The 22996-nt window shown below is 33.6% G+C and carries 24 protein-coding genes, 1 pseudogene and 1 other annotated feature; of the genes and pseudogenes, 19 read left to right on the top strand and 6 right to left on the bottom strand.

Translation table 11 applies throughout. The features are described from left to right. Positions 1 to 730: 730 nt before the first annotated feature. Together Y7E_RS0102565 and Y7E_RS33510 are read right to left on the bottom strand one after the other, a co-directional pair. Positions 731 to 1030 (bottom strand): hypothetical protein, encoded by a 300-nt coding sequence (locus Y7E_RS0102565; RefSeq protein ID WP_017149756.1) that lies wholly within the window; start codon positions 1028 to 1030, stop codon positions 731 to 733. Between the two features lie 292 nt (positions 1031 to 1322). Then, positions 1323 to 1562 (bottom strand): hypothetical protein, encoded by a 240-nt coding sequence (locus tag Y7E_RS33510; RefSeq protein ID WP_017149755.1) that lies wholly within the window; start codon positions 1560 to 1562, stop codon positions 1323 to 1325. Positions 1563 to 1815: 253 nt separating this feature from the next. Here Y7E_RS33510 and Y7E_RS0102555 point away from each other — a divergent pair, with 253 nt between their 5' ends. The 10 genes from Y7E_RS0102555 to Y7E_RS0102510 all read left to right on the top strand — a co-directional run bounded on the left by Y7E_RS0102555 (position 1816) and on the right by Y7E_RS0102510 (position 10591). Continuing rightward, positions 1816 to 2205 carry a cupredoxin domain-containing protein gene (locus Y7E_RS0102555; RefSeq protein ID WP_017149754.1) on the top strand — a complete coding sequence of 130 codons (390 nt, stop codon included), beginning with the start codon at positions 1816 to 1818 and terminating at the stop codon, positions 2203 to 2205. Positions 2206 to 2665: 460 nt separating this feature from the next. Then, positions 2666 to 3046, top strand: a complete 381-nt coding sequence (locus Y7E_RS0102550; RefSeq protein ID WP_017149753.1) for a BA_1872 family lipoprotein — start codon at positions 2666 to 2668, stop codon at positions 3044 to 3046. Between the two features lie 255 nt (positions 3047 to 3301). After that, complete coding sequence (locus tag Y7E_RS0102545; RefSeq protein ID WP_017149752.1) at positions 3302 to 3649, top strand: hypothetical protein; 348 nt, start codon at positions 3302 to 3304, stop codon at positions 3647 to 3649. A 19-nt stretch (positions 3650 to 3668) separates the two neighbouring features. After that, positions 3669 to 4187 carry a hypothetical protein gene (locus Y7E_RS0102540; protein WP_017149751.1) on the top strand — a complete coding sequence of 173 codons (519 nt, stop codon included), beginning with the start codon at positions 3669 to 3671 and terminating at the stop codon, positions 4185 to 4187. Positions 4188 to 4389: 202 nt separating this feature from the next. Next, entirely contained in the window at positions 4390 to 4584 is a 195-nt protein-coding gene (locus Y7E_RS34140; protein ID WP_017149750.1) for a hypothetical protein, read from the top strand. Positions 4585 to 4605: 21 nt separating this feature from the next. Beyond that, positions 4606 to 5019, top strand: coding sequence for a hypothetical protein (locus tag Y7E_RS0102530; protein WP_017149749.1), 414 nt, complete (start codon positions 4606 to 4608; stop codon positions 5017 to 5019). A 644-nt stretch (positions 5020 to 5663) separates the two neighbouring features. Next, positions 5664 to 6077: a contact-dependent growth inhibition system immunity protein gene (locus Y7E_RS0102525; protein ID WP_017149748.1), complete on the top strand. Its 414-nt coding sequence runs from the start codon at positions 5664 to 5666 to the stop codon at positions 6075 to 6077. A 429-nt stretch (positions 6078 to 6506) separates the two neighbouring features. Beyond that, positions 6507 to 7628 (top strand): TIGR04053 family radical SAM/SPASM domain-containing protein, encoded by a 1122-nt coding sequence (locus tag Y7E_RS0102520; RefSeq protein ID WP_017149747.1) that lies wholly within the window; start codon positions 6507 to 6509, stop codon positions 7626 to 7628. 205 nt (positions 7629 to 7833) lie between these two features. Continuing rightward, positions 7834 to 8083: a binding site (T-box leader), on the top strand. 117 nt (positions 8084 to 8200) lie between these two features. Next, positions 8201 to 9541: a sodium-dependent transporter gene (locus tag Y7E_RS0102515; RefSeq protein WP_017149746.1), complete on the top strand. Its 1341-nt coding sequence runs from the start codon at positions 8201 to 8203 to the stop codon at positions 9539 to 9541. A gap of 135 nt (positions 9542 to 9676) precedes the next feature. Then, positions 9677 to 10591: an alpha/beta fold hydrolase gene (locus Y7E_RS0102510; RefSeq protein ID WP_017149745.1), complete on the top strand. Its 915-nt coding sequence runs from the start codon at positions 9677 to 9679 to the stop codon at positions 10589 to 10591. A 48-nt stretch (positions 10592 to 10639) separates the two neighbouring features. On the opposite strand, the pseudogene Y7E_RS29020 reads toward Y7E_RS0102510, so the two are convergent. Together Y7E_RS29020 and Y7E_RS0102500 are read right to left on the bottom strand one after the other, a co-directional pair. Beyond that, positions 10640 to 11214: pseudogene (locus tag Y7E_RS29020) on the bottom strand (nucleotidyltransferase family protein). Positions 11215 to 11327: 113 nt separating this feature from the next. Further along, positions 11328 to 12125 carry a lipid II flippase Amj family protein gene (locus tag Y7E_RS0102500; protein ID WP_017149744.1) on the bottom strand — a complete coding sequence of 266 codons (798 nt, stop codon included), beginning with the start codon at positions 12123 to 12125 and terminating at the stop codon, positions 11328 to 11330. Between the two features lie 444 nt (positions 12126 to 12569). Here Y7E_RS0102500 and Y7E_RS0102495 point away from each other — a divergent pair, with 444 nt between their 5' ends. The 6 genes from Y7E_RS0102495 (at position 12570) to Y7E_RS0102470 (ending at position 18665) form a co-directional block, all read left to right on the top strand. Continuing rightward, on the top strand, positions 12570 to 14009 hold the full coding sequence (locus tag Y7E_RS0102495) for a GntP family permease (RefSeq protein WP_017149743.1): 1440 nt from the start codon (positions 12570 to 12572) through the stop codon (positions 14007 to 14009). A gap of 117 nt (positions 14010 to 14126) precedes the next feature. Continuing rightward, a complete protein-coding gene (locus Y7E_RS0102490) occupies positions 14127 to 15323 on the top strand; it encodes an iron-containing alcohol dehydrogenase (RefSeq protein ID WP_017149742.1) in 1197 nt (398 codons plus the stop codon). A 52-nt stretch (positions 15324 to 15375) separates the two neighbouring features. Continuing rightward, the gene (locus Y7E_RS0102485) at positions 15376 to 16815 is read left to right on the top strand and encodes a GntP family permease (protein WP_017149741.1); all 1440 of its coding nucleotides are present in this window, start codon (positions 15376 to 15378) and stop codon (positions 16813 to 16815) included. Between the two features lie 118 nt (positions 16816 to 16933). Next, the gene (locus tag Y7E_RS0102480; protein ID WP_026049063.1) at positions 16934 to 17656 is read left to right on the top strand and encodes an aspartate/glutamate racemase family protein; all 723 of its coding nucleotides are present in this window, start codon (positions 16934 to 16936) and stop codon (positions 17654 to 17656) included. A gap of 98 nt (positions 17657 to 17754) precedes the next feature. Further along, complete coding sequence (locus tag Y7E_RS0102475; protein ID WP_017149739.1) at positions 17755 to 18228, top strand: SAM-dependent methyltransferase; 474 nt, start codon at positions 17755 to 17757, stop codon at positions 18226 to 18228. Next, positions 18225 to 18665, top strand: coding sequence for a GNAT family N-acetyltransferase (locus Y7E_RS0102470; protein WP_017149738.1), 441 nt, complete (start codon positions 18225 to 18227; stop codon positions 18663 to 18665). Before Y7E_RS0102475 ends, Y7E_RS0102470 begins: the two co-directional genes overlap by 4 nt. Positions 18666 to 18952: 287 nt before the next feature. On the opposite strand, the gene Y7E_RS0102465 is transcribed toward Y7E_RS0102470, so the two are convergent. Together Y7E_RS0102465 and Y7E_RS0102460 are read right to left on the bottom strand one after the other, a co-directional pair. Beyond that, positions 18953 to 19477 (bottom strand): HAD-IIIA family hydrolase, encoded by a 525-nt coding sequence (locus tag Y7E_RS0102465; RefSeq protein WP_017149737.1) that lies wholly within the window; start codon positions 19475 to 19477, stop codon positions 18953 to 18955. 27 nt (positions 19478 to 19504) lie between these two features. Beyond that, positions 19505 to 19936 (bottom strand): GNAT family N-acetyltransferase, encoded by a 432-nt coding sequence (locus Y7E_RS0102460; RefSeq protein WP_017149736.1) that lies wholly within the window; start codon positions 19934 to 19936, stop codon positions 19505 to 19507. 179 nt (positions 19937 to 20115) lie between these two features. Between Y7E_RS0102460 and Y7E_RS0102450 the strand changes: the two genes are divergently transcribed. The 3 genes from Y7E_RS0102450 to Y7E_RS0102440 all read left to right on the top strand — a co-directional run bounded on the left by Y7E_RS0102450 (position 20116) and on the right by Y7E_RS0102440 (position 22872). After that, positions 20116 to 20841 (top strand): ABC transporter ATP-binding protein, encoded by a 726-nt coding sequence (locus tag Y7E_RS0102450; RefSeq protein ID WP_017149734.1) that lies wholly within the window; start codon positions 20116 to 20118, stop codon positions 20839 to 20841. After that, on the top strand, positions 20819 to 22015 hold the full coding sequence (locus Y7E_RS0102445) for an ABC transporter permease (RefSeq protein WP_017149733.1): 1197 nt from the start codon (positions 20819 to 20821) through the stop codon (positions 22013 to 22015). Before Y7E_RS0102450 ends, Y7E_RS0102445 begins: the two co-directional genes overlap by 23 nt. A 281-nt stretch (positions 22016 to 22296) precedes the next feature. Further along, a complete protein-coding gene (locus tag Y7E_RS0102440) occupies positions 22297 to 22872 on the top strand; it encodes a YpjP family protein (protein WP_017149732.1) in 576 nt (191 codons plus the stop codon). The last annotated feature ends 124 nt before the right edge of the window (positions 22873 to 22996 follow it).

Here is a 22996-nt window from a genome sequence, read left to right as displayed (position 1 = left end):
TAAAGCATATGTGAAGTATATAGAAAAAGAAAAGGTCATTTTGAAGTCGTGACCTTATAATGGTTTACCATAATGGACTATCGTTTATACCCCCCATATCTCGACACGATAAAATAAGACACATGAGCTTAGGCGAGATGACATTTTACTGTATGGCGGGTACAGTATAATAAACTAATGAATAAACACAAGCTCGTACGTTTTAAAGGGATTATTTGTCACGATAAGCGAAAGGTGTCATACTGTTTTTACGACGTGATAAGAAGTAGAAACTTAGAACCAACCGTGAAAACTTAGAAAATACATGAACTTAAAGCACTTGATTGTCAACTACAACAATGAGTGCTTTTTTGCGTTTTGGTGTAGAAACAAGTAGATACACTATAATTTTATAAGTAAACGTAAAGTAACTCCAAAATATACAATAAAAGTTGATTTTGGAGTTGTTTTTTGTTTACTTTCATATAGGAACTCTTGTGCAGCAAATTCTTATGTGAGGGTACACCCGTTATTTTTTATTTATAAGAGAATATAGTAATTTGAAACTTAAGCCAAATACAATTGAAGTGACTACAGAATAAATTATAGCTTTAATATTCAGTGATCCAATTATTAATAAAAAATAAATGCATGGTAATGGCTAAAGCTAGAATTGAGATAACTATTGACAGCGATGTAATATTCTTGTCACTCACTGTAATTAATTCACCTCATTAAATTTTGACTTGCTTTATCCGCAAACTTTAGTAGTTGCCATTACGCAACCAATTTCCCATATCAATCCACAGACGAGTGAGTATCCTAAACCGCCTAAGAAATCACTTAGTAGTTTATCTATACATACATAATAGCAATCTATAATACCAACTGCTGCACACATTAATCCTAAAGCCCAAGTACATAGGGAGTTGCTAGATTGTATTAGGTTTTTTTCGATTTCAGTTTTTTTGATTTTTAAATATTCATCAGGTGAAAATTCTTTCCCGTTAGAATCAACTATTTTACCATCTTTTGTAAGTGGAACGTTCATAACCTCACTGTTGTTAGTAACCCATTTGAAATTCACTTTATCATTTTCGGCTTGTTGGACATAAAATTTTTGTTCAAGTCCTATTTCATTGGTTTTGAAGTTTATTATATAGCTAACTAATGTTAGTCCCTTAGAATTCTTATTTACAGGGATGCCAACTACAGCTTGCCCGTCGTCTGTAAGACATTTACAATAATATCTTTTCGTTTAATGCCTTTAATTTCTTTAGAAGTTTCTTTGAATTGTTTCGATTTAATTAGTATTTTGTATGATTTATTGTTCTAACGTATCCTCAATGAAACCTTTTAATTTTTTTTATTTCATCAGGTGTCATTTTATCTACCGGTTTATAGTTACCATTTTTATCATAATTAGCTGAATCTTTCTTCGGATCATGTGTAGATGGGGGAGCTGATTTCTTAGGTTGTTGTTGCGCCGACGTCTGAGTAGTAGGTACACTTTGTTTATTTTCTGTATTCTCTTCTTGAGATTCCAGACCCACGACTTGAATAGCGTAATCTGCCGCAACCATCGCTCTAGATTTACAAGTACGAAGATGATGAAAATATTTTGTTTGAATGTGAAGTATTACACCTAAACTAATGGTGCAGGTTAATTGAAGAAGAATGGATTCCAGAAGATCGTTATTAGAGTCGATCTTTTTTCTTTGTTACTGCTTCAGATAAAAGAGTTACTATTTGAAGCACATTGGAGCCCCATTTATAGTGATAATATTTTATGAATTGGAAAACAATAATGATTACTTAGGAAAGGAGGGATTGCGAATGTCTATGAAAAAGTGGTTAACTGGATTGGTCGTTTTGCTTGCGATGATTGTGGTTGTGACAACTCCAGGCTCTCTCAGTGTATTTGCCGAATCCGGCGTCATAACACAGCCTATTGAGTCAGTGAAAGTGATTGAGGTCGAGTTGAACGATGATTACTTTAATCCGAAAGTCATCACTCTTCCGATTGGAAGAACGACAACATTGATATTGAAAAACCAAGGTAATAAAGAGCACACCTTCACAGTGGAAAAGCTTAGAATTGATGTCGAAGTCCAGCCGGGAAAAGAAAAAAACATTACCGTAAAACCTAAAAAGCCCGGTACATATGAACTGATATGTCGGTACCATTTCCAGAAAGGGATGGATGGAAAAGTAATAGTCAAATAACAAGCAGGGCCAATCGGGCACATTAATTGAGTAAGGATCGCAAAAATCATCAAACTTTTTTATAAAAGGATGATTTAATTGATTATAGAAAAAGCGTGTTTTGATCAATCTATTTTTCAAAACACGCTTTTTCTATTTGCTCTTTTATCAAGGTTTATTAAGTTAATTTAATCAAACTTTATTTCAATGTTACAACTGTTTATAAAAGTATGTGTCAAAGTTCTATAATGAAAATAAAAATGAAATCGAACGTTCAAGAGAATCTGTATTAAAATTTACAAAAAGAAATGTAGATTAAGTAAATTTACGGGAGTTTATTAGGCTGAATGGATGCGGATGTCACACAGGTTATCAGTAAATAACAATTTTTAATTTTGATGAGTATATTGGTTTATCAAAAAATGATAAAATAGTTACCGCAATGGTAAAATTTTATCATGATAAAAAAAGGGGGATCTCTATGAAATTGCTACGTTCAGTTCTCATTCTCACTCTTGTTGTATTGTTAAGCGCATGCAATACAGCAACAAAAGTCACAAAGGTTCAAAACAATGGCGAAACGACTTTAAAAATTGGCTCCCTGAAAGGGTATCACGATGTGCAAACGATTAAAGCTGAAAAAGGAAATGTGGAAATTCCTTATGAGGCAGCCGTTGAAGAAGGTACGATTTTATTGCAAGTCACAAAAGACGATAAGGTCATTTATGAAGAAGAAGTCACTTCTCAAAAAGAAGGTTTGCTTTCTTTTGAAGCGCCAAAATCCGGATCATATGATTTAATTGTACGCGTGAAGGGTGAAGAAGAGAAAGCGAAAGGAATTCAAATACATACGAAGCTATGAAAAATCGGCAAGCGGAGTGTACCCGCTTGCCGTTTCCTATAATAGTGAATTTATTTTTTCAAATTCCAAAGTAAAATGTTCCAAGCCTTCGAACTCTTATAAATATGGTAATCAATTATTGTGTGTTTTTTGGAGAGGATTTGCTTGTACGATTTGAACTGGAAGATGTAATTAGTCTTCTAGTTTTTTATTTATTCGGAAATAACCGGTTATATATGAAATTGTAAATCATGTAAGAGGTTAAAAATATGTCATTTGAAAAGAAATACAAGTCAATATAGAATTAAGGTAAGTGAAGATGGGATTATTTCCATACCAAATAAAAATGCGGATTTAAATATAAGTGCATATGATTTAGAACATGCTTTATATTATAGAGATGTTGCTAGACCTGAAGAAGAAATAGTAGAATTCAAAAACAGTTGGCTGACTTGGTTAAAGAAACCAAAGTTGATCAGTATGGTTACTCAAAAAAAGTTAAAAATCAGGGTGGAACAGCTTCGAAGTTGGTTGATCCTACGATTCCTGGTACTAAGTTATGAATTACCTGCTAAATCATGGATTCAATGGTTAGAGAAATACACTACTAGAAGAATAGAATAAATGATGGAAGGTTAGAATAATGTTAAAACCAAAGTATGCGCAAAATATAATTGTTGGTATAAAAACTTCTGATGATTTTTCTTGGTATATAACAGAAAGAGATGTGTGGATACTAGATATTAATAAATATAGTATAGCTTATAGAAGTAATGGATATGAATTTAATATGGAGTTTGCTCTTTCGTTGAGAAATAATATTTCTGTTGTTAACGAGAATAATTATAAGATATATTTAGATGATTATTCAAATAATATTGTATCGTCATCTGATTTAAGAGAATTGATTTTAAAAAAAGAGTATGATACTACCATTTTAGAATTAAAACCATCATTATTCTTAGATTTTACTGAGAAAAAGCTGCTATCTATGTACCCGGAACCATTACCTTATGAAAAGTATGTACCAGATAATTGGTATGGTAGTTGTGAAGAATTTTGCCACTGTATCTACGAAGAGGATAGGTATTGGATAGTTTGTGAAGAGGACATTATTAGCAAGGTTTTTGAGGAAGAAAAAGAAAAATTTAAGGGAGAATAGACTATGCAAAAAAAATGATACTTTAGTAGGAGGTAGTGGTTATGTTCAACTCTCCTCACAATGTTATTTGTTGAAGAGTTTGTCTATATGATCTGAACTGGAAGATATAATTAGTCTTCCAGTTTTTTTTGAAATGAAAAAATAGATACAATTAAAAGAAGTGAAAAATGGAAATCTAGAAAAATTACAATGCATTGTTTAAATGTTTTATCAATCCGCTGAGATTATCGGTATAAACGACCCCATCGGAGATAGGGAAAGAGCTATCTACAAAAGAAAGACAATTAATGGCGTTCAAATAGAAGTGATTACAATAGGTGATGAAATTGTATCTGGATATCCAACTAGTGTAGGTGCTACACTGCTGTTAAACGGTTTTACTACATCAATGTTATAGATAATTAAAGGAGGTTTTTAAATGTATAAAGAATTTGAAGATTATCTTTTTGGGTATTTTACAGTTGACTATTGGTATGATGAAGGGTGTTTAATTGCACAAGAAATGTTACTGGAATTCTCATCTCATGATTGGGAAGAATTACTTAATATGGCAGTAACTAAACCTTTAGAGTGGCAGCGGAAATTAGCCTATTTGCTGGATAATGAATGTAGTATGAATGAGTTGAAAGTGCTATTAATAATGTTGGATACAGACGACAAAGAACTATTCGAAATATGCGTAGATACGTTAAGAAGCTTTTCAAGTTCAGAAAGTAAACAGCTTATATTGGAAAACCCCTCAATTATACAGCGAGTAAATGATCTAATTCCACAAGCTGGCGTTGCAACTAGAAAAATATTAGAAGACTTTCTTAGTAAGATTCAATCATAGTAATATAAGGATTGTGCTGCACGTAAACAAAAGAAAGAGAATCAAAGGAATTAATCCTTCTATGGGTTTTCTTTTCTCTAGCAGGCCTTGTAGTTGGCTTATAAATCTTCTACAGTATTCATAATATAAGAGAAAGTCATTTCCCCTTTCATTAAATAATAATCGTAGTCTTTCATCAGAATATTGTTAGGTGTTACATTGAGAGTATTACTATGTTTTATAAGTCTTTCGATAGACGGTCTAGAAACTTCGCTCTCCATCTGTAAAATACCTTGAACCTTTATATCTTCAGTCTATCTAAAAACAATGGTTAAAGTTCTATTTATAAAAAAATTATACAGAAAAACATACTATTGGATCAATGAAAAATTAAGCGAAGTATTTAACTGATATAGGTCTTAGTGGAACACTTAAAGATTTATAAAGAAATTAAATTGTAAAATCCATATAAATTAATTTATATTATTTAGAAAATACAGAAGGGGTGTACGATGGATTGATTAAATTCAAAAAAATTCGATTAAATACCTAAAAAATTATGATTCTTATCTGGCAATTAGAAAGGTTTTACAAGAAACTTTAGATATGGCAGATACTAAGATTAGGAGAATTGAAGATTTATTTAAACCTTTTGGAGGAATAAAATGATGAGTGATAAAAACGTAATAAAGGATATATTTAGAATTAACGATGATTTTGGTGTTAACTGTAAATATGATAAAAAATATAAAGAGATTTTAAACAAGACGGTAGATGATTTAACAGTAAGTGATATATATTTTTTGATAAGGCAAGATATTTTAAAAGATTTAGCCATAAAAAGAGCTATATATTTTATTAAAGAAAATCCTTTAGCAGGAGAAATGTATCCTTCTCAATTACTAGAAATATTATCAGAGAACATGTCTGACTGTAGTAATGTTCATAGGAACGAGTTTTTTGAATTAGAAGAGAGTATACAAAAATATATAAAAAATATAACTTGGGAAGACGATGTTGAAAAACAAGATTTTTATGATATATACAAAAGATTCAAAAAAGAATTGGAAGAAATGTAAAATTGCTATTTTGCTAGATTTTTGAGGGTAAAGAATTTTTAAAGGGACAAGATAAAAGGCTAGTCTAAACGGTGGACATGTTAATCTATAAATTGTTTGAGAGAATAAGGATTGTTATTATTTTGCGAATTCTTTGGGCGCTGACAAAATAACATGTCAATAAAAGAGATTAACAGCAGTGTTAGAAATGTGAAGTGACTGCACATTCTTTTATCCCACTGTTTTTGGGTAGTAAGCCCCCAAAACCTCAAATTTCAGTGAAAACAAAAAAGATAGGTGAGAAGCAGGCTAATAATCAGTGAAGGATGAAGAACCCTCCACGGATAAAAGTTTTTCTTTATACTTGAAATTTCATGCGTGATGTATCTCACAACATAAATGCTTATATAACTTTACAATTAGAATATAAATCGATAGGAGGTTTTAATCTTGATTAATCGTGATTTTAATAAAAATCCATTTATTGTAATATGGGAGTTAACAAGAGCATGTCAATTAAAATGTATTCATTGTCGTGCGGAAGCTCAGTATCATCGTCATCCTCTTGAGCTAACATTTGAAGAGGGGAAAAAACTAATTGATGATATATATGAAATGGATAATCCAATGCTTGTTTTTACTGGCGGAGATCCGTTAATGCGTCCGGATGTATATGATATTGCGGATTATGCGGTAAAAAAAGGTGTTCGGGTATCCATGACACCAAGTGCTACCCCAAATGTTACAAAAGAAACGATTCGAAAAGCAAAAGAAATAGGACTTGCTAGATGGGCATTTAGTTTAGATGGACCAACAGCTGAAATACACGATCATTTTAGAGGGACAGATGGGTCATTTGAATTAACAATGAAGGCGATTCGTTACTTGCATGAATTAAAAATTCCTATTCAAATTAATACTGTTGTTTCTAATTATAATGTGAATGTACTTGAAGATATGGCAATTTTAGTAGAAGAATTAGATTGTGTGCTGTGGAGTGTATTTTTCTTAGTTCCAACGGGGCGCGGCAAGGAAACAGATATGATTTCACCAGCTCAGCATGAAAGGGTATTCCAATGGCTATATCAACTAAGTAAAAAGGTTTCTTTTGATATTAAAACAACTGCTGCTCAGCACTATAGACGCGTTGTTATTCAACAAAAAATGAAAGAAAATAAAAAAATGGATCAGCCTATTCAATATCAGGATGTATTGATGAATGGAATGACGGGGCAAATAGATGGGCTTGGACGTGCTCCAAAAGGGGTGAATGATGGAAACGGTTTTGTATTTATTTCTCATATTGGAGATGTATATCCAAGTGGGTTATTACCTATCAAAGCAGGGAACGTTAGAACAACACCACTAGCTGATATTTATCGAAACGCCCCTGTCTTCCAAGACTTGCGTAATCCGGACAAGTATAAAGGAAAGTGCGGAGTTTGTGAGTTTCGATATGTTTGCGGAGGATCTCGTTCCAGAGCGTTTGCGATGACCGGAGATTACATGGAAAGTGAACCTTTCTGTGTATACATTCCAAAAGCGTTGCGAAAACAGAAAAAAAACGTATAAAAAACAGGAATTGAAATGATTACTAGTATTACATAAGTAAAGAATCGAATCCCTGTTTAGACATTAATGTATTTTAATTAATATATTAACGTAATCTTTTGGTTTTAAAACTTTTTTCGACAAAAAAATAAATATCTTGCTTGACAGTCTTACATATAACCGATATAATTCGTAGTAATTTCAAAAGGAATTATATTCAGAATATTAAAGTGTGTTGAATAGGAGTAGTAAGGTCATGTGTTTGTACAGAGAGCTATGGGTTGGTGCGACATAGTCAAATAACATCCTGAACTCGCCTAGGAGCAGTAAGGTGGAACAGAAGTCTAATTCTTAGTAAATCTTAACGGTTAACCTTCGATAACAGGTTTGTAATCAAACGATTACTGCTAAGGTGGATTCATAATGGAATCAATAAGAGTGGTACCGCGTTAAGTAAATGGCTTAGCGTCTCTTTATATAAAGAGATGCTGGGCCATTTTTTATTATATATAGGAAGAAATGGAGGTTTTATTTGGATTGGTCAATAATATTTGTTTATTGATATAAAAGGATATAATTAGGAGGAAAAGAAGATGAAGCAGACGGAGCAATGGACTTCGAAATTAGGTTTTATAATGGCAGCAGCAGGTTCTGCAATTGGACTTGGAGCAATATGGAAATTTCCTTATATTGCTGGAAAGAGCGGGGGAGGAGCATTCTTCTTAATCTTTATATTGTTTACTGTATTAATCGGACTTCCGTTACTATTAGCGGAATTTATGATAGGGCGTAGTACACAGAAGCAAGCGATTGGGGCATTTAAGAGTATCGCACCAAATACAGGTTGGCATTGGATTGGGCGTCTTGGCGTTGGAACTTGTTTTATTTTGCTATCATTTTATAGTGTTGTTGGAGGCTGGGTATTAATCTATTTATTTAGAGGTATTACCGGACAACTTATTACACCACAGCAAAATTACGCTTCTTTATTTACAGAAACAATCGGGGATCCAGTTTGGGCAATTGTTGGTCATTTTGCTTTTATGTTTATTACGATTTGGGTTGTATCAAAAGGGGTACAAAATGGAATTGAAAAAGCAAGCAAATATATGTTACCAGCATTGTTTGTTTTATTTGTCGCTCTTATTGTTCGATCACTAACACTTGATGATGCGATGAAAGGAGTCAAATTCTTCTTACAGCCTGATTTCTCAAAAATTACATCAGAAAGTATTTTGTTTGCAATGGGACAATCATTTTTTGCAATTAGTATAGGGATTTCAATCATGGTCACGTATAGTTCATACTTAAATAAAAAAGAAAGTTTACCACGTTCAGCGGTAACGATTGTTGGACTGAACCTATTTGTTTCTCTATTCGCAGGGCTTGCTATTTTTCCAGCAGTATTTTCACTAGGAATGGAGCCAACTGAAGGACCAGGTTTGTTATTTATCGTATTACCATCTGTATTTAGTCAAATCCCATTTGGAAATTTCTTCTTAACAGTATTTCTTGCACTATTTACATTTGCAACGTTAACATCTGCATTTTCTTTACTTGAAACAGTTGTTTCAGCACTAGCAAATGGACAGCAGGAAAGAAGAAAGAAATTGTCATGGATTATTGGATTTTTAATTTTCTTAATAGGTATCCCATCTGCACTTTCATTTGGTGTATGGAGTGATATTACAATCTTTGGTAAAAACATTTTTGATGCGGTAGACTTTTTATCTAGTAATATTTTAATGCCACTTGGAGCTTTATTTATAAGTATTTTCGTCTCATTTAAAATGGAGAAAAAGGTATTAGAAGCAGAATTCTTTGTTGGTGGGAATTACGGGAAATCAGTATTTACTTGCTGGGTATTCTTGCTTCGATTTGTCGCTCCGATTGCGATTGTCATTGTATTTTTGAATGTGATAGGGATTATTTAACTTGAAATGTTATAATATTCAGTAAAAAAGTGGTGGATAAAATGAATTATTACGCAACAGATATATAACGTGTTCAGATTCGTGGTCCTCCTATTTGTATAAAGGGTTAAAATATGAAAATAGGAGGAGAAAAAGATGAAACAAGACAAAGAAGTACTTTTACAAGGTAGATTGTTGGAAGTGCGTGGGAAAAAGCTATATGTGGAGATGTATGGATCACGAGAAAATCATCCTGTATTGTTTCTTCATGGAGGTCCTGGTGAGATGTGTTTTGATTTTTCCTATCATCAAGCACATAGATTACAAGATTTTCTCTGGCTCATCGCCATTGATCAACGCGGAGTAGGACGTTCGGAGGAAATTAGGCAAGAAGAGCAATTTGGATTACGAGATATTATTGAGGACTGCGAAGAGTTAAGGAAGATGTTACGAATTGAACAATGGTCTGTTATTGGACATTCTTTTGGCGGATTTTTAGCATTGTTATATGCAGCAGAGTATCCACAATCTATTCAAAAGATCATCTTTGAAGGACCTACTTTTGATTTTGCCTTAACAAGTAGAGCTTTATTAAAAAAGACAGGAGTTCTATTAAAAAAGTACGGAAAAGAAAAACAGGGGAACAAATGTATAGCTATTTCAGAGAGTAATGCTAGTTCAGAGGAATTACTAGAAGCGTATTTAAGATTGAGTGATGAATTAGAAGAACACAGAATGGAACTCTATAATAATGTTGAGGATGAAACGGATTATAGTTTATATAGCGAGGAAGAGTGGGAAGAGTTTTATAATCGTTCCGAAATTCATTTTACAAGATTGAAAGAGGAAGGGGAAATTCATCAATCATTATTATCAAAATTAAAAGATGTGGAGAATCCGATGTTGCTAATTGTAGGAAAACATGATGTGGTAACCTGTGAAAAACAAATTGAAATATTTCAAAGAGAGGTTCAAAATGGTGAGATGACTGTTTTTGAAGAGAGTGGGCATACACCACATTATGAAGCGGCAGATCGTTTTGCAGAAACTATGATTGATTTTTTGAAATAAATTAGGAAAAGGTGCTTCATAAAATGAGAAGCACCTTCTTTCTTCATGTTAAATTTCAGGATGGAAGATTGTAATGTTAGGCCATTTACTTTGCCAGTTCTTTTTTGTAACCTTTTTTCATACATATTAGTGCGCTCTTTCGTTTCGAGGAAATGAGGTGTTGGTTTCACTTGTAATGCGAGAACATCCTCAATTCCGCAAGGCGCTGTTAACACAACGTTTTCTTCTTCATCTAATGTAACACCAAGAGCGGTTGCAGTTTCTGGAAATTTAGATATTGCATCGACTGAAGATGAATAAGGTGGCATGTTGTTGACTACATGCATACGAGCTTGATTTTTCACGGACCATGGAATAGTAGAATCTATACTTTTAAGCTTATTTTCTAATTCTTTTTCGGTGGCTTCACTAATATGTAACGGGTCAAAATAGATGATATCTATATCTGGCGTTGGAGTTCTTACTTCATATCCATGAAGAACATCCCAAATTTTAGAACGAACAAATCCAGCACAAATCCACCAATCAGGTAGTTGTAGGGATCTTGCTGTCTGTAATATTTCCATCATCCAACTATCGTTTTGTATGAGTTTAATAATATCTTGTTCGGTTTTGATAGACATATGCCTCCTTATAAAATGTGCTTTTTTATTTGATTGATTTAAAAAGTTTTGAATATAATATGACCTTTCGCTTCATCAAGTATTGCTACTATTATGAATGATGTAGTAGTTCCTCATTGTGTGAGTTTAATAATCCATAAAATCCAATGTGCACCAGGTACAAATAAAAGCTGCGCTAATAATGTACCGAGGAATCTTGAAATCATAAGCCAACCGAACATCTTACTCATTGTATCTGCACCATTTTCTGATTGAAGCGCACGTTCTGTTAAAAGGGCAATACGCGGATCTAGCAGTACAGTCAATAAGATTGTAGCAAATCCATTAATAAGGCCAGAAGCCGTGATTGCTTTCGTTGCATAAGTTGGATTTAAATAAGAAGCATATAAGGCGGAAAGAACCCCCGCAGTATAAATTGCGGTTGCAAACATATTAATGAGCATAATTCGTTTTGGAATGCCGCCAACTCGCATACGATGAATCATTTCAAATTTTGGAAAACGAACATACTTTTTTGTATACTTCAATTTTTGCATATTGTTTGTTTTCATCATTCGAATAAATGAACCATCTGTTTCAAAGTTTTGAATGACATATCCAAATAGCTTCGTTAAAGTTGGATATAAAATAATCGCGAGCAGTGTACCGATAGAAGCGGATAATAAAACAAGGCGCATCGTACTTTCTAAATTAATTGAAGCACCACTCTTCGCCTGATCGATAATACCACCAAGTAAAAAAGCTTGTAGTAAGTTGGATGTTCGTGAAATGAGTAATACCATCCCAACTACGGATAATGCAACGGCGATTTTCTTTAAACGAACTCCTGCAAGTCGAATACTATAAGAACTAGTTTCGACTGCATGGATGATGATTGTAAAAGCCATTATGAAAATTAATGTTATCGTCATTTTTGGTCACCATTTTTCTATGAAATTATACTTATAATATAACAAGAACATGGTTTTGGGTATATTTATCCGTGACTCATACTGTTAAGAAGAATCTAATGTTTGAAAAAACAAATTGAAAATTCGAAGTACAGGGGTGGCCTATGTTGTGAAACATGTCGAAGAGTTACGGAACTTGTATGCAAAAGATAAAAATTAAAAAATATAATATAAAAGAAGAAAATCCCTTTAAAACGAGTGATAGCGAATTCGTTCTCGTTTAAAGGGATTTTTCGTATGTAATAGAATAAGTAATAAATATGCTATTTAAATCATAAAAATTTTGTTAGAAAAGGAGGAGGGGTGTCAGTATTTGATTGTTATAAAAATGATATTTTGTAAGGAATACATAGAAAAAATCTAGATAAAAAAGATTGAATTTTCAATTAAAAGAAGGTGAGAGAATTGGAGCTAGTCATTATTTTATTAGCACTTAGTTTGCTTATGTTTGTTGCCTATAGAGGGTTTTCAGTGATTTTATTTGCACCAATTTTTGCTTTGTTTGCAGTATTTTTAACAGAACCTAGTTTTGTGCTACCTTTCTTTTCAAATATTTTTATGGAGAAAATGGTAGGCTTTATTAAGTTGTATTTTCCAGTTTTCTTACTTGGTGCGATTTTTGGTAAAGTAGTAGAAATGTCAGGTATCGCGGATTCAATTGCTAAAACGATTATTGAGTTGGTCGGTGAAAAACGAACAATTTTGGCTATCGTTTTAATGGGGGCTGTTTTAACTTATAGTGGTGTCAGTGTTTATGTTGTTGTGTTTGCAGTATATCCATTTGCTGCAAAATTGTTTCGTCAAGCGAATATTCCAAAACGCTTAATACCAGGCACGATTGTCCTTGGAGCTGTCACGTTTACGATGGATGCACTACCAGGATCACCGCAAATTCAAAATGTAATCCCGACAACATTTTTTAAAACAGATATTTATGCAGCACCTATACTGGGCATTATAGGAGCTATTTTTGTCTTAACATTAGGATTAATTTACTTAGAAAGTCGGCGTAAGAAGGCAAAAGCAGCTGGAGAAGGATATTTTGGTTTTGAAGATGGAAATTCTGAAATGGCAGCATCCTTAGAGTTAGAGCAAAAGAATCATACTACTCTACAAAGTATTGAAATTTCAAGAGTACAGCAAGTGGTTGCATTTATACCTCTTATTTTAGTGGGGGTTATGAATAAAGTTTTTACGATGACTATACCGAAGTGGTATCCAAATGGTTTTGATTTTTCTTCAATTGGAATGAAAGCATTTGGTAAGGTAGAGTTAAGTGCAGTACTTGGTATATGGTCGGTAGAATTAGCACTCATCATTGGAATTATAGCGACCTTTTTATTATATTGGAAGCGTGTTGTGACAGGATTCCAAGCAGGATTGAATACGAGTATTGGAGGAGCTTTGCTTGCAACAATGAATACAGGAGCAGAATTCGGCTTTGGTGGTGTGATTGCAGCACTTCCAGGTTTTGCGATTATGCGAGATAGTATTTCTGCAACATTTACGAATCCACTCGTGAATGGAGCGGTGACAACGAATATTCTTGCTGGTATTACAGGTTCAGCTTCAGGAGGCATGGGAATCGTTTTAAGTGCTATGGGGGATAAATTTATTGCGGCGGCTGAACAATATAATATTCCACTTGAAGTTATGCATCGTATTGTCTCAATGGCATCGGGAGGAATGGATACACTGCCACATAACGGAGCAATTATTACAATCCTTACTGTGACAGGATTAACGCATAAACAATCGTATCGTGATATATTTGCGGTGACAATATTGAAAACGGTTGCTGTATTTTTAGTAATTGCCTTTTATACATTTACAGGAATCTACTAATAAATTTATTAGTCTGGGAGGAAATAATTATTCGAAGTGGAATATTAAATTTGATAATTTATACAATAGAAGTTTCACATTATAAAATATTTAGTAGGGAAAGAAGGGGTGGGTTACTTGCAAGAGATCGCGGAATTTCGTATGCCAAAGAATGTTTTGTATGGGAGAAGTTCACTTGATAAATTAGGGGAACAAGCAATAAAATTAGGAAAAAGAGCTTTTATTATCAGTGATTCTATTATGAAAAAGCTTGGCTATATCGATGCGTGTGTGAAACTACTAAAAGCAAAAAAAATAGATGTTATTACTTATGAAAATGTAAATGCGGAACCAACAAATATTCATGTTTTGGAAGCGCTAACGATATGCGCAGAGTCAAAATGTGATTTTATTATTGGACTTGGTGGGGGAAGTTGTATTGATGCGGCGAAAGCTGTAGCAGTGCTGTTTACAAATGGTGGAGAGATTGAAGATTATGTCCAAAATCATATGGAAATAGAAAAGCAACCATTACCGCTCATTGCAATTCCAACAACATCTGGTACCGGATCGGAAGTGACAAGTGTTGCTGTTATTACAAATAAAAAAACAGATGTAAAAATGATGATTAAGGACCCAAGCTTTACCCCGCAAATAGCAATTATTGACCCTGTATTGACACGTTCTGTACCACCTCATATTACTGCTGCAACAGGAATAGATGCATTATGTCATGCAATTGAAGCTTATATTTCTAGATTTTCACAGCCTCTTACTGATGTACTAGCACTTTCAGCGATAAGAAGTATTATGAAATATTTACGTATTGCTTATGAAGATGGAGATAATATGGAAGCGAGAGAAGCGATGATGATTGCCTCTTTACAAGCTGGTATCGCCTTTTCAAACGCATCGGTTACATTAGTTCATGGAATGTCTCGTCCGATTGGAGCGCTATTTCATGTGCCTCATGGCATATCTAATGCAATGTTATTACCAGCTGTTTTAGATTTCACAAAGGTTTGTTCAGTCAAGCGACTTGCAGATATCGGACGGCACATCAATCCAGATTTATATTCACTTCCTGATGAAGAGGTTGCCAATCAGGCGATTTTTGAAATAAAGCAACTTTGTTCCGCCCTTCAAATTCCTAATCTGAGGGAGTATGGAATTGATCAGATTGAATTTGAAAATGCACTTCCAAAAATGGCGAAAGATGCACTTGCTAGTGGAAGTCCAAGCAATAACCCGCGCATTCCATCTTATCATGAAGTGAAAAAATTATATCGTATATGTTTTGATTATCAATATGAGACTTCTATAATTACTTTATAAAATTTCAGAATTTTCTTCAAATATTTCCACGGAAATGAAAAGGGGGCAGGAGATGGAATTAGTAATTATTTTATTAGCTCTTTGCATGCTTATGTTTGTTGCGTATCGTGGTTTTTCGGTTATTTTATTCGCTCCAATTTGTGCGTTATTTGCTGTTTTATTAACAGAACCAAGTCACGTATTGCCGTTTTTCTCTAATATTTTTATGGAAAAGATGGTTGGATTTATTAAATTATATTTTCCTGTTTTCTTACTCGGAGCAATTTTCGGTAAGGTAGTAGAAATGTCAGGGATTGCGGAGTCTATTGCAAAGACAATTATTCAGCTAGTTGGTGTCAAACGTTCCATGTTAGCAATTGTCCTAATGGGAGCTATATTAACTTATAGTGGTGTTAGTTTGTTTGTAGTTGCTTTTGCGGTATATCCATTTGCAGCTAATTTATTTCGAGAGGCGAATATCCCAAAACGATTAATACCTGGAACGATTGCTCTTGGTGCGATTACGTTTACAATGGATGCTCTTCCAGGAACACCGCAAATTCAAAACGTTATTCCGACCACGTTTTTTAAAACAGATATTTATGCAGCACCATTTCTTGGGATTATCGGAGCAATCTTTGTATTCCTTGTTGGTATGTTGTATTTAGAAAGAAGACGAAAAAAGGCAGAGGAAAGTGGAGAAGGATATTATGAATTTGGAGATGAAAATCCTGAAATGGCTGCCACAACAGAAACAGAACAAAATGTAAAATCAGCTATTCAAGCTCCTGAAATTACACCACTTCGCCAAGTGCTTGCATTTGTACCACTTATTTTAGTAGGGATAATGAATAAAGTTTTTACAGTAGCGATTCCGACATGGTATCCGAAGGGATTTGATTTTTCAACAATTGGATTAAATACGTTTGGTAAAGTAGAACTTTCGGGTGTACTAGGAGTATGGTCTGTAGAACTGGCACTGTTGATTGGGATTATTACAACGATTATTTTAAATTGGAAACGTCTATTTACAGGATTTCAAGCTGGTTTAAATGCAAGTATTGGAGGTGCATTGCTTGCAGCTATGAATACTGGAGCCGAATATGGTTTTGGAGGAGTTATAGCAGCATTACCTGGTTTTGGTGTTATTCGAGACAGCATTTCTACAACATTTACGAATCCGCTTGTTAATGGGGCAGTGACTACAAACGTCCTTGCAGGAATTACTGGATCAGCATCAGGAGGAATGGGTATTGCCTTAAGTGCGATGTCAGAGAAATATATTGCGGCAGCAGAGCAACATAATATTCCATTTGAAGTCATGCATAGAGTAATTTCAATGGCATCAGGAGGAATGGATACATTACCTCATAATGGTGCGGTTATTACTTTATTAGCTGTAACAGGTTTAACACATAAACAATCGTATCGTGATATTTTTGCGATTACTATTATTAAAACATTGGCTGTTTTTGTGGTGATTGGGGTTTATAGTTTAACTGGAATTGTATAGCAGACATAAAAAGGATATTTGTTTGTTTAACAAATGTCCTTTTTGTTATGTTAAAATTACATAATAAGATAGTTTTATGTGAATTTTAAATGAGAAAATGAAGGGGATGATGAGGAGGATGCAAATGATAGGCCTTATCGGTGGGATGAGCTGGGAGTCATCGGCTGAATATTATCGGATAATAAATGAACAAGTAAAAAAGAGATTAGGAGGATTACATTCAGCAAAATGTCTTTTATACAGCGTTGACTTTGCAGAGATCGAATATTATCAATCTGAAGGTGATTGGGAAAAGGCGGGGGAAGTATTAGGAGAAGCTGCATATTCTCTTGAGAAAGCTGGAGCGGACTTCATTGTTATTTGCACGAATACAATGCATAAAGTTATTAGTAATATTAAAGAGAAGGTGAGTATCCCTATTTTGCATATTGCGGATGCAACAGCTATAGAAATAAAAAAACATGGAATTCGATCAGTTGGTTTACTTGGAACGAAATATACAATAGAACAGGATTTTTACAAATCTCGAATAGAACAGAATGGAATAAAAATAATTGTACCAAATGAAGCAGATAGGGAACTGATAAATGGGATCATATATAATGAATTATGTTTAGGAGAAATTAATCAAGTATCAAGAGATTCCTATAAAGAAATAATAAATCGCTTAGTACAAAACGGAGCAGAAGGAATTATATTAGGCTGTACGGAAATAGGGCTATTAGTAAAACAGGAAGATTCTCAAGTTCCTTTATTTGATACAACTTTTATACATGCAGTTGAAGCTGTGAACATCTCTTTAGGCAGGTATTTGAATGCAGTGCAAGAGAATAAAAATTAACAGCATAACTTTATTATGTAAACTAATGCAACTGTATAGATGGAAAACATTCAGAAAATATTTTATAATGTAAGTGGTTACAAAAAGGGGGAGTATGGATGTTTTCACTTCAGCCAATTGCTTTTGTACATAATGAAAGAAAAATGATAATGGATGATGAATGGGGAGATGTACAATCTCTTATTACATTAACAGATTCATATGCAGAAGAGAGCATACAAGGCATTGAAAGTTTTTCGTATATTGAAGTAATCTTTTATTTTCATAAAGTGACAGATGAACAGATTCAATATTCGGCTAGACATCCACGAAATAATAAGGAATATCCGAAAGTAGGTATTTTTGCACAGCGAGGGAAAAATCGCCCAAATCGATTGGGAGCGACAATTGCAAAAGTTGTAAGGAGAGAAGGGAAATCAATTGTAGTTAAAGGGTTAGATGCAATTGATGGTACTCCTATATTGGATATAAAGCCTGTTATGAAAGAATTTTTACCAAATGAAGATATTACACAACCTGAATGGGTAACGGATCTTATGAAAGAGTATTGGAAAGGGAGCGGAACAAAATGAAAATTTATGAAGCAACAATTGCAGATTTAGATGGATTAGCAGAAGTATTTAACAATTATCGTGTATTTTATAAGCAAGAATCGAATGTAGAAGAAGCAAAAACATTTTTGCGTAATCGTATCGAGAGAAATGAATCTGTCATTTTTGTAGCTGTTGAAGATGGAGAATATCTTGGATTTACGCAATTATATCCCTCTTTTTCATCTGTTTCGATGAAGGAATTATGGATTTTAAATGATTTATTTGTACAAGCTAATAAACGTGGGGCAGGTACTGGAAAGAAATTGTTAGAAGCAGCTAGAACTTTTGCATTAGAAAATGGTGCAAAAGGTTTGAAGTTACAAACGGAAATTGATAATATTTCAGCGCAACGATTATATGCGGAGAATGGATATTTGAGAGATAATCGTTATTTTCATTATGAGTTAACTTTTTAAAAATGAATACATATTAGAAGCTCAACGTACGAGATTCGTATGTTGAGCTTTTATATTAAGAACATTGCAATTTCAAACATTTTGTAAGGCTCTTAAGTTGTGGAGAGTTCAAGGTATATTATATTTTTCACATGAATTTTTGTAGTATCGCTTTCCTTGTTAAACAAACTGTTCCTGCGCTGTAATACTCTTTAATATTTTTCTTTTAAATATAAAAAATCCCCTTTTGAAATTATATCTAAAGGGGGAGAATATCGTGACTTCATTTCAAATCAACAAGTGGGCATTCATCGTTCCAATATCCATTTTGTAGCATCTTCAAAATTTGTTGCAATATAACTTGGTTCAATATGAGCCCATTTATCACGATATGTATGCAAGGCGTCGTATCCAGCACCCGTTTGTACTAATATTGTTGTTGCATTAACGCTTGTACCTGCAACGATGTCAGTCCAGCGATCACCAATAACAATACAATTTGTTAAATCAAGATTATATTTTTTTGCTGCTTGCAGGAGCATGCCTGTACTTGGTTTTCGGCATTCGCATCCATCTCCATGTCTGTGAGGACAAAGATAAACGTCGTCAAAACCGAATGCTTCTAACTCTTGGCTAAAGTCATCTACGGTTGCTTTTCCATCGGCAATACCAGGCTGATTTGTAAAGGAAAATAGTTTTATATTTTGTTCTTTTAATGCGTGTAAGGAGTTTTGTGTAAATGGAAATAAGGTGAATTCACCAGGGTAATGTACAGTGGTGTCGCCGCCAATTGTTCCATCACGGTCGATAAAGATTGCTTGAATGTTTGTCATAATAATAAGTTCCTTCCTCTTAATAGATTAAAAATATTTAACAAATCGATATCCATTTACTTCGTATCCTAATTTTTTATAGAACGGATGAGCTTCTTTTCTTTGTGTACCACTCACAAGCCATGTTCCAATACAATTATGTTTTTTTGCTAATTGCTCAGCATAATCCATTAAAATTTGTCCGATTCCTTTTCTGCGTGCTGTGGAATCAACACTAATAATTGAAATTTCCCCATATCGTGTCACATCTTCTAAGTTCTCTCGTATACGGAATCCGAGAAACCCATATATATGATTATCTTCTTCGTAAACATATAGGAAATCAAACGGACTCATTTCAACAAATTGCAAACGATTTTCCATATCTTCATGAGAAATAGAGGAACCCTTTAGTTCTTTTGTTAGTGAACATAGTGCTTCTATATCATTCACAGTCGCTTTTCGAATGTGAAATGTCATATAACCATCTCCATATGTAATAAATTAATAACTTCAAACTTTAAATATTCTGTCAAAAAGTTTTTTTTCCTGCTGGTAAAATCAATATTTAATAAATTAGATATAAAGAATAACATTTTAATAGAAAACATGTTATAATTTTCCTGAAGTTTACTGTAAGTGGAAAGAAGGGAAGTAATTTGTTACAAGTTGAAATTCGCTCAGCGGGTTATGAAACAGGAGAAAAAACAATCCATGATATAGCATTTTCAATTGAAAAAGGTGAATTGGTTGCTCTTATTGGTGCAAATGGTGCCGGGAAAAGTACGACAATTAAATCAATGCTTGGCTTGCTTGCAAATATAGATGGTGACATTTCGTTTGGTGAAAAAAAGAATCCGTATGCATATGTGCCAGAACAACCAACATATTATGATTATTTAACACTATGGGAACATATTGAATTGTTAATGGCTGCACGTGGATGTGAAGCAGGGAGTTGGGAGGAACACGCACGGGAGTTATTACATATATTTCGAATGGAAAAGCATAAGCATGAATACTTATCGAAGTTTTCAAAAGGGATGAAACAAAAGTCCATGTTAATTTTGGCATTTTTAACAGAGCCAGATTTCTATATTATCGATGAACCGTTTATTGGATTAGATCCAGTAGCAACACGAGAATTTTTAAACTTCTTATATAAAGAGAAAGAGCGTGGGGCTGGGATTTTACTTTGTACCCATGTACTAGATACAGCGGAAAGAATATGTGAACGATTTTTACTTATTTCACAAGGCACATTATTAGCGGATGGAAATCTACAAGCGATTCAATCACTAGCGGAAATGCCAGACAGTCCATTATTAGATTGTTTTGATGCAATCGTAAGGCGGGAACAACATGATGAAACAACAATTTTATAAAAGGTTACATCATGAATTGCAGAGGAAATGGAAATCGATTCGCTCTGTTACGGATTGGACGGTAGCTCTCTATATTATCATTCCAGCGTTTATATTTAGTGGAATTTATTATCGTTCATTATGGACGCGAGAATTATCTGCAGAAGAACCTGCTTATTTTTTAATAGGTTTGTTTGTGTTTTCCTTTGTTACATATTCAAGAGGAATGCGTTCGTTTTTGGAGCAAGCGGATAGCCTATTTTTAATTCAACATCCAGTTCATATGCAAAAGTTAATGAAATACGGCATGTTATATACATGTATTAGAATAAGTATAACAAATATTATTGTAACGCTCATTATGTTACCTATATTGGTTAAGAGTATGGATGCATCTCTTTTACAAGTCATATTATTTTGGCTGTTCTTTACCGTTTTTCGATTTATGTTATCACTATTAATAAGGTATATGGATGTACGTGGAGGCAAGCGCTGGATATTATGGATTGTAAAGATTATCGTATTTTTTATGAGTTTTATTTGTATGGCAAGTGGTGTGTTTTTAGGTTTTCAACATCCAGTATATGCAATACTATTTATCATTGTATTGATTGGAATTAGTGTAATTTTGATAAAACAAAAGATGAACTATCAACGTTTCTTTTTTAAGGAAGTTGAAAAAGAAAAGGAAGAAGGAATGCGCTGGACGATGGAAATCATGCAATTCAGTGGTCAAACAACGAAGCCAAGTAATAGCTCGAAACCATGGTTGTTTCCACGTTCGAAGCATATAATGGGGAAAAAATCTGATTCGCGTATTATTGAATCATTTTTAAAGGAATATTTTCGATCAGGGGCTTCTCTGGGGTTTTATATTAAAATTATTTTTATGAGTGCAGCATCTGTGAAAATAACGCCTTGGTGGATTGCACTTATTATTATTGTTTTTGCCTGTGTTGCAATTGCACGTTATTCAGGTGATCAATGGAATGAATTTGCTAAAAAAATGTTTCTTCAATTATATTGTGAGCAAGGGAAGCTATTATTGTTAAAAGGAAAGGCAGAAATGTGCTTGTTTATTCCGGCTGTTTTCATTTACGGAACAGTTATACTCGCACAGTTTTATTTATTACCAGCTATCATCATTGGGATCTTCTTATTAATCGTAATAGGCTGGATTGTATTTTTACCATAGAAAAAAGAGCCGTAATGGCTCTTTTTTAGTCTGTAATCGACTGATAAATAAAATATAAAAGAACAAAAATACTTATAACGGAGTACATGACATCTAGAGTCATTAAAAATCCCCCTCACTATTGTTGTATTTATATTATATGAAATCTTACTATTCCATATTCAAATGAAAAAAATATGAAAGTTAATAAATTTGTAAAGTGCAAAAATTAGCATCATTTTGTATAATAGAAGAAACAACTGTTATAAAAATATAAGTAGTGAAAGAGGAGGGAATAAAAAATGCCAAATTGGTTTAGAAAGACGTTAGTTGCATTAATTACTGTATTTACATTTGGCTTAGTGACGCCTCCTTCTATTTTGCTTGATAATGCAAAAGCGGACAAGCCTACAAGGCAACAAAATTTGGAGCAGACGTCCTATACATATGAAGAAGAGCGTGAAAGGTTAACCGCAGATACCTTTCTCACCTATGCAATGCAAGAGGCCGAAAAACAATCTATGCAAAAGTTCGGTTCTAAAATTGGACCTGTCATTGAAGATGAATTTAAAGATATTATTTTACCTAAAATAGAAGAAGCAATTGCAGAACTTGCAACAGATATACCAGAGGAGTCACTACAATCATTAGCAATTTCACAGAAACCAGCAGGTGGAAATAATGAAAAGATTTTTCATGTATATGATACGAAAACAGGAAACGATTTACTGCGTTTTCATGTAAGGCGTGATCACCCACCGCAAGATGGATACTATTTTAATTTCCATTACCATCGCTTTGATGATGGATATACAGCGCATCATGAGCTAGGAGATATTTATTGGAATACGAATATGCCACCGAAATGGCTATCTTAATGAAAAAGAACAAGGGGGATGACCTTGTTCTTTTTTGTTCTTATAGATGTGAAAATTAAAGGTGAAGGAGGTCTTAACAGCGAATAAAATATGTTTAGATTTGTTTAAAAAAGAGGATAAGGGA

Source organism: Bacillus bingmayongensis, from assembly GCF_000299035.1.
GTDB lineage: Bacteria > Bacillota > Bacilli > Bacillales > Bacillaceae_G > Bacillus_A > Bacillus_A bingmayongensis.
This window is presented reverse-complemented; position numbering and strand designations above follow the sequence as displayed.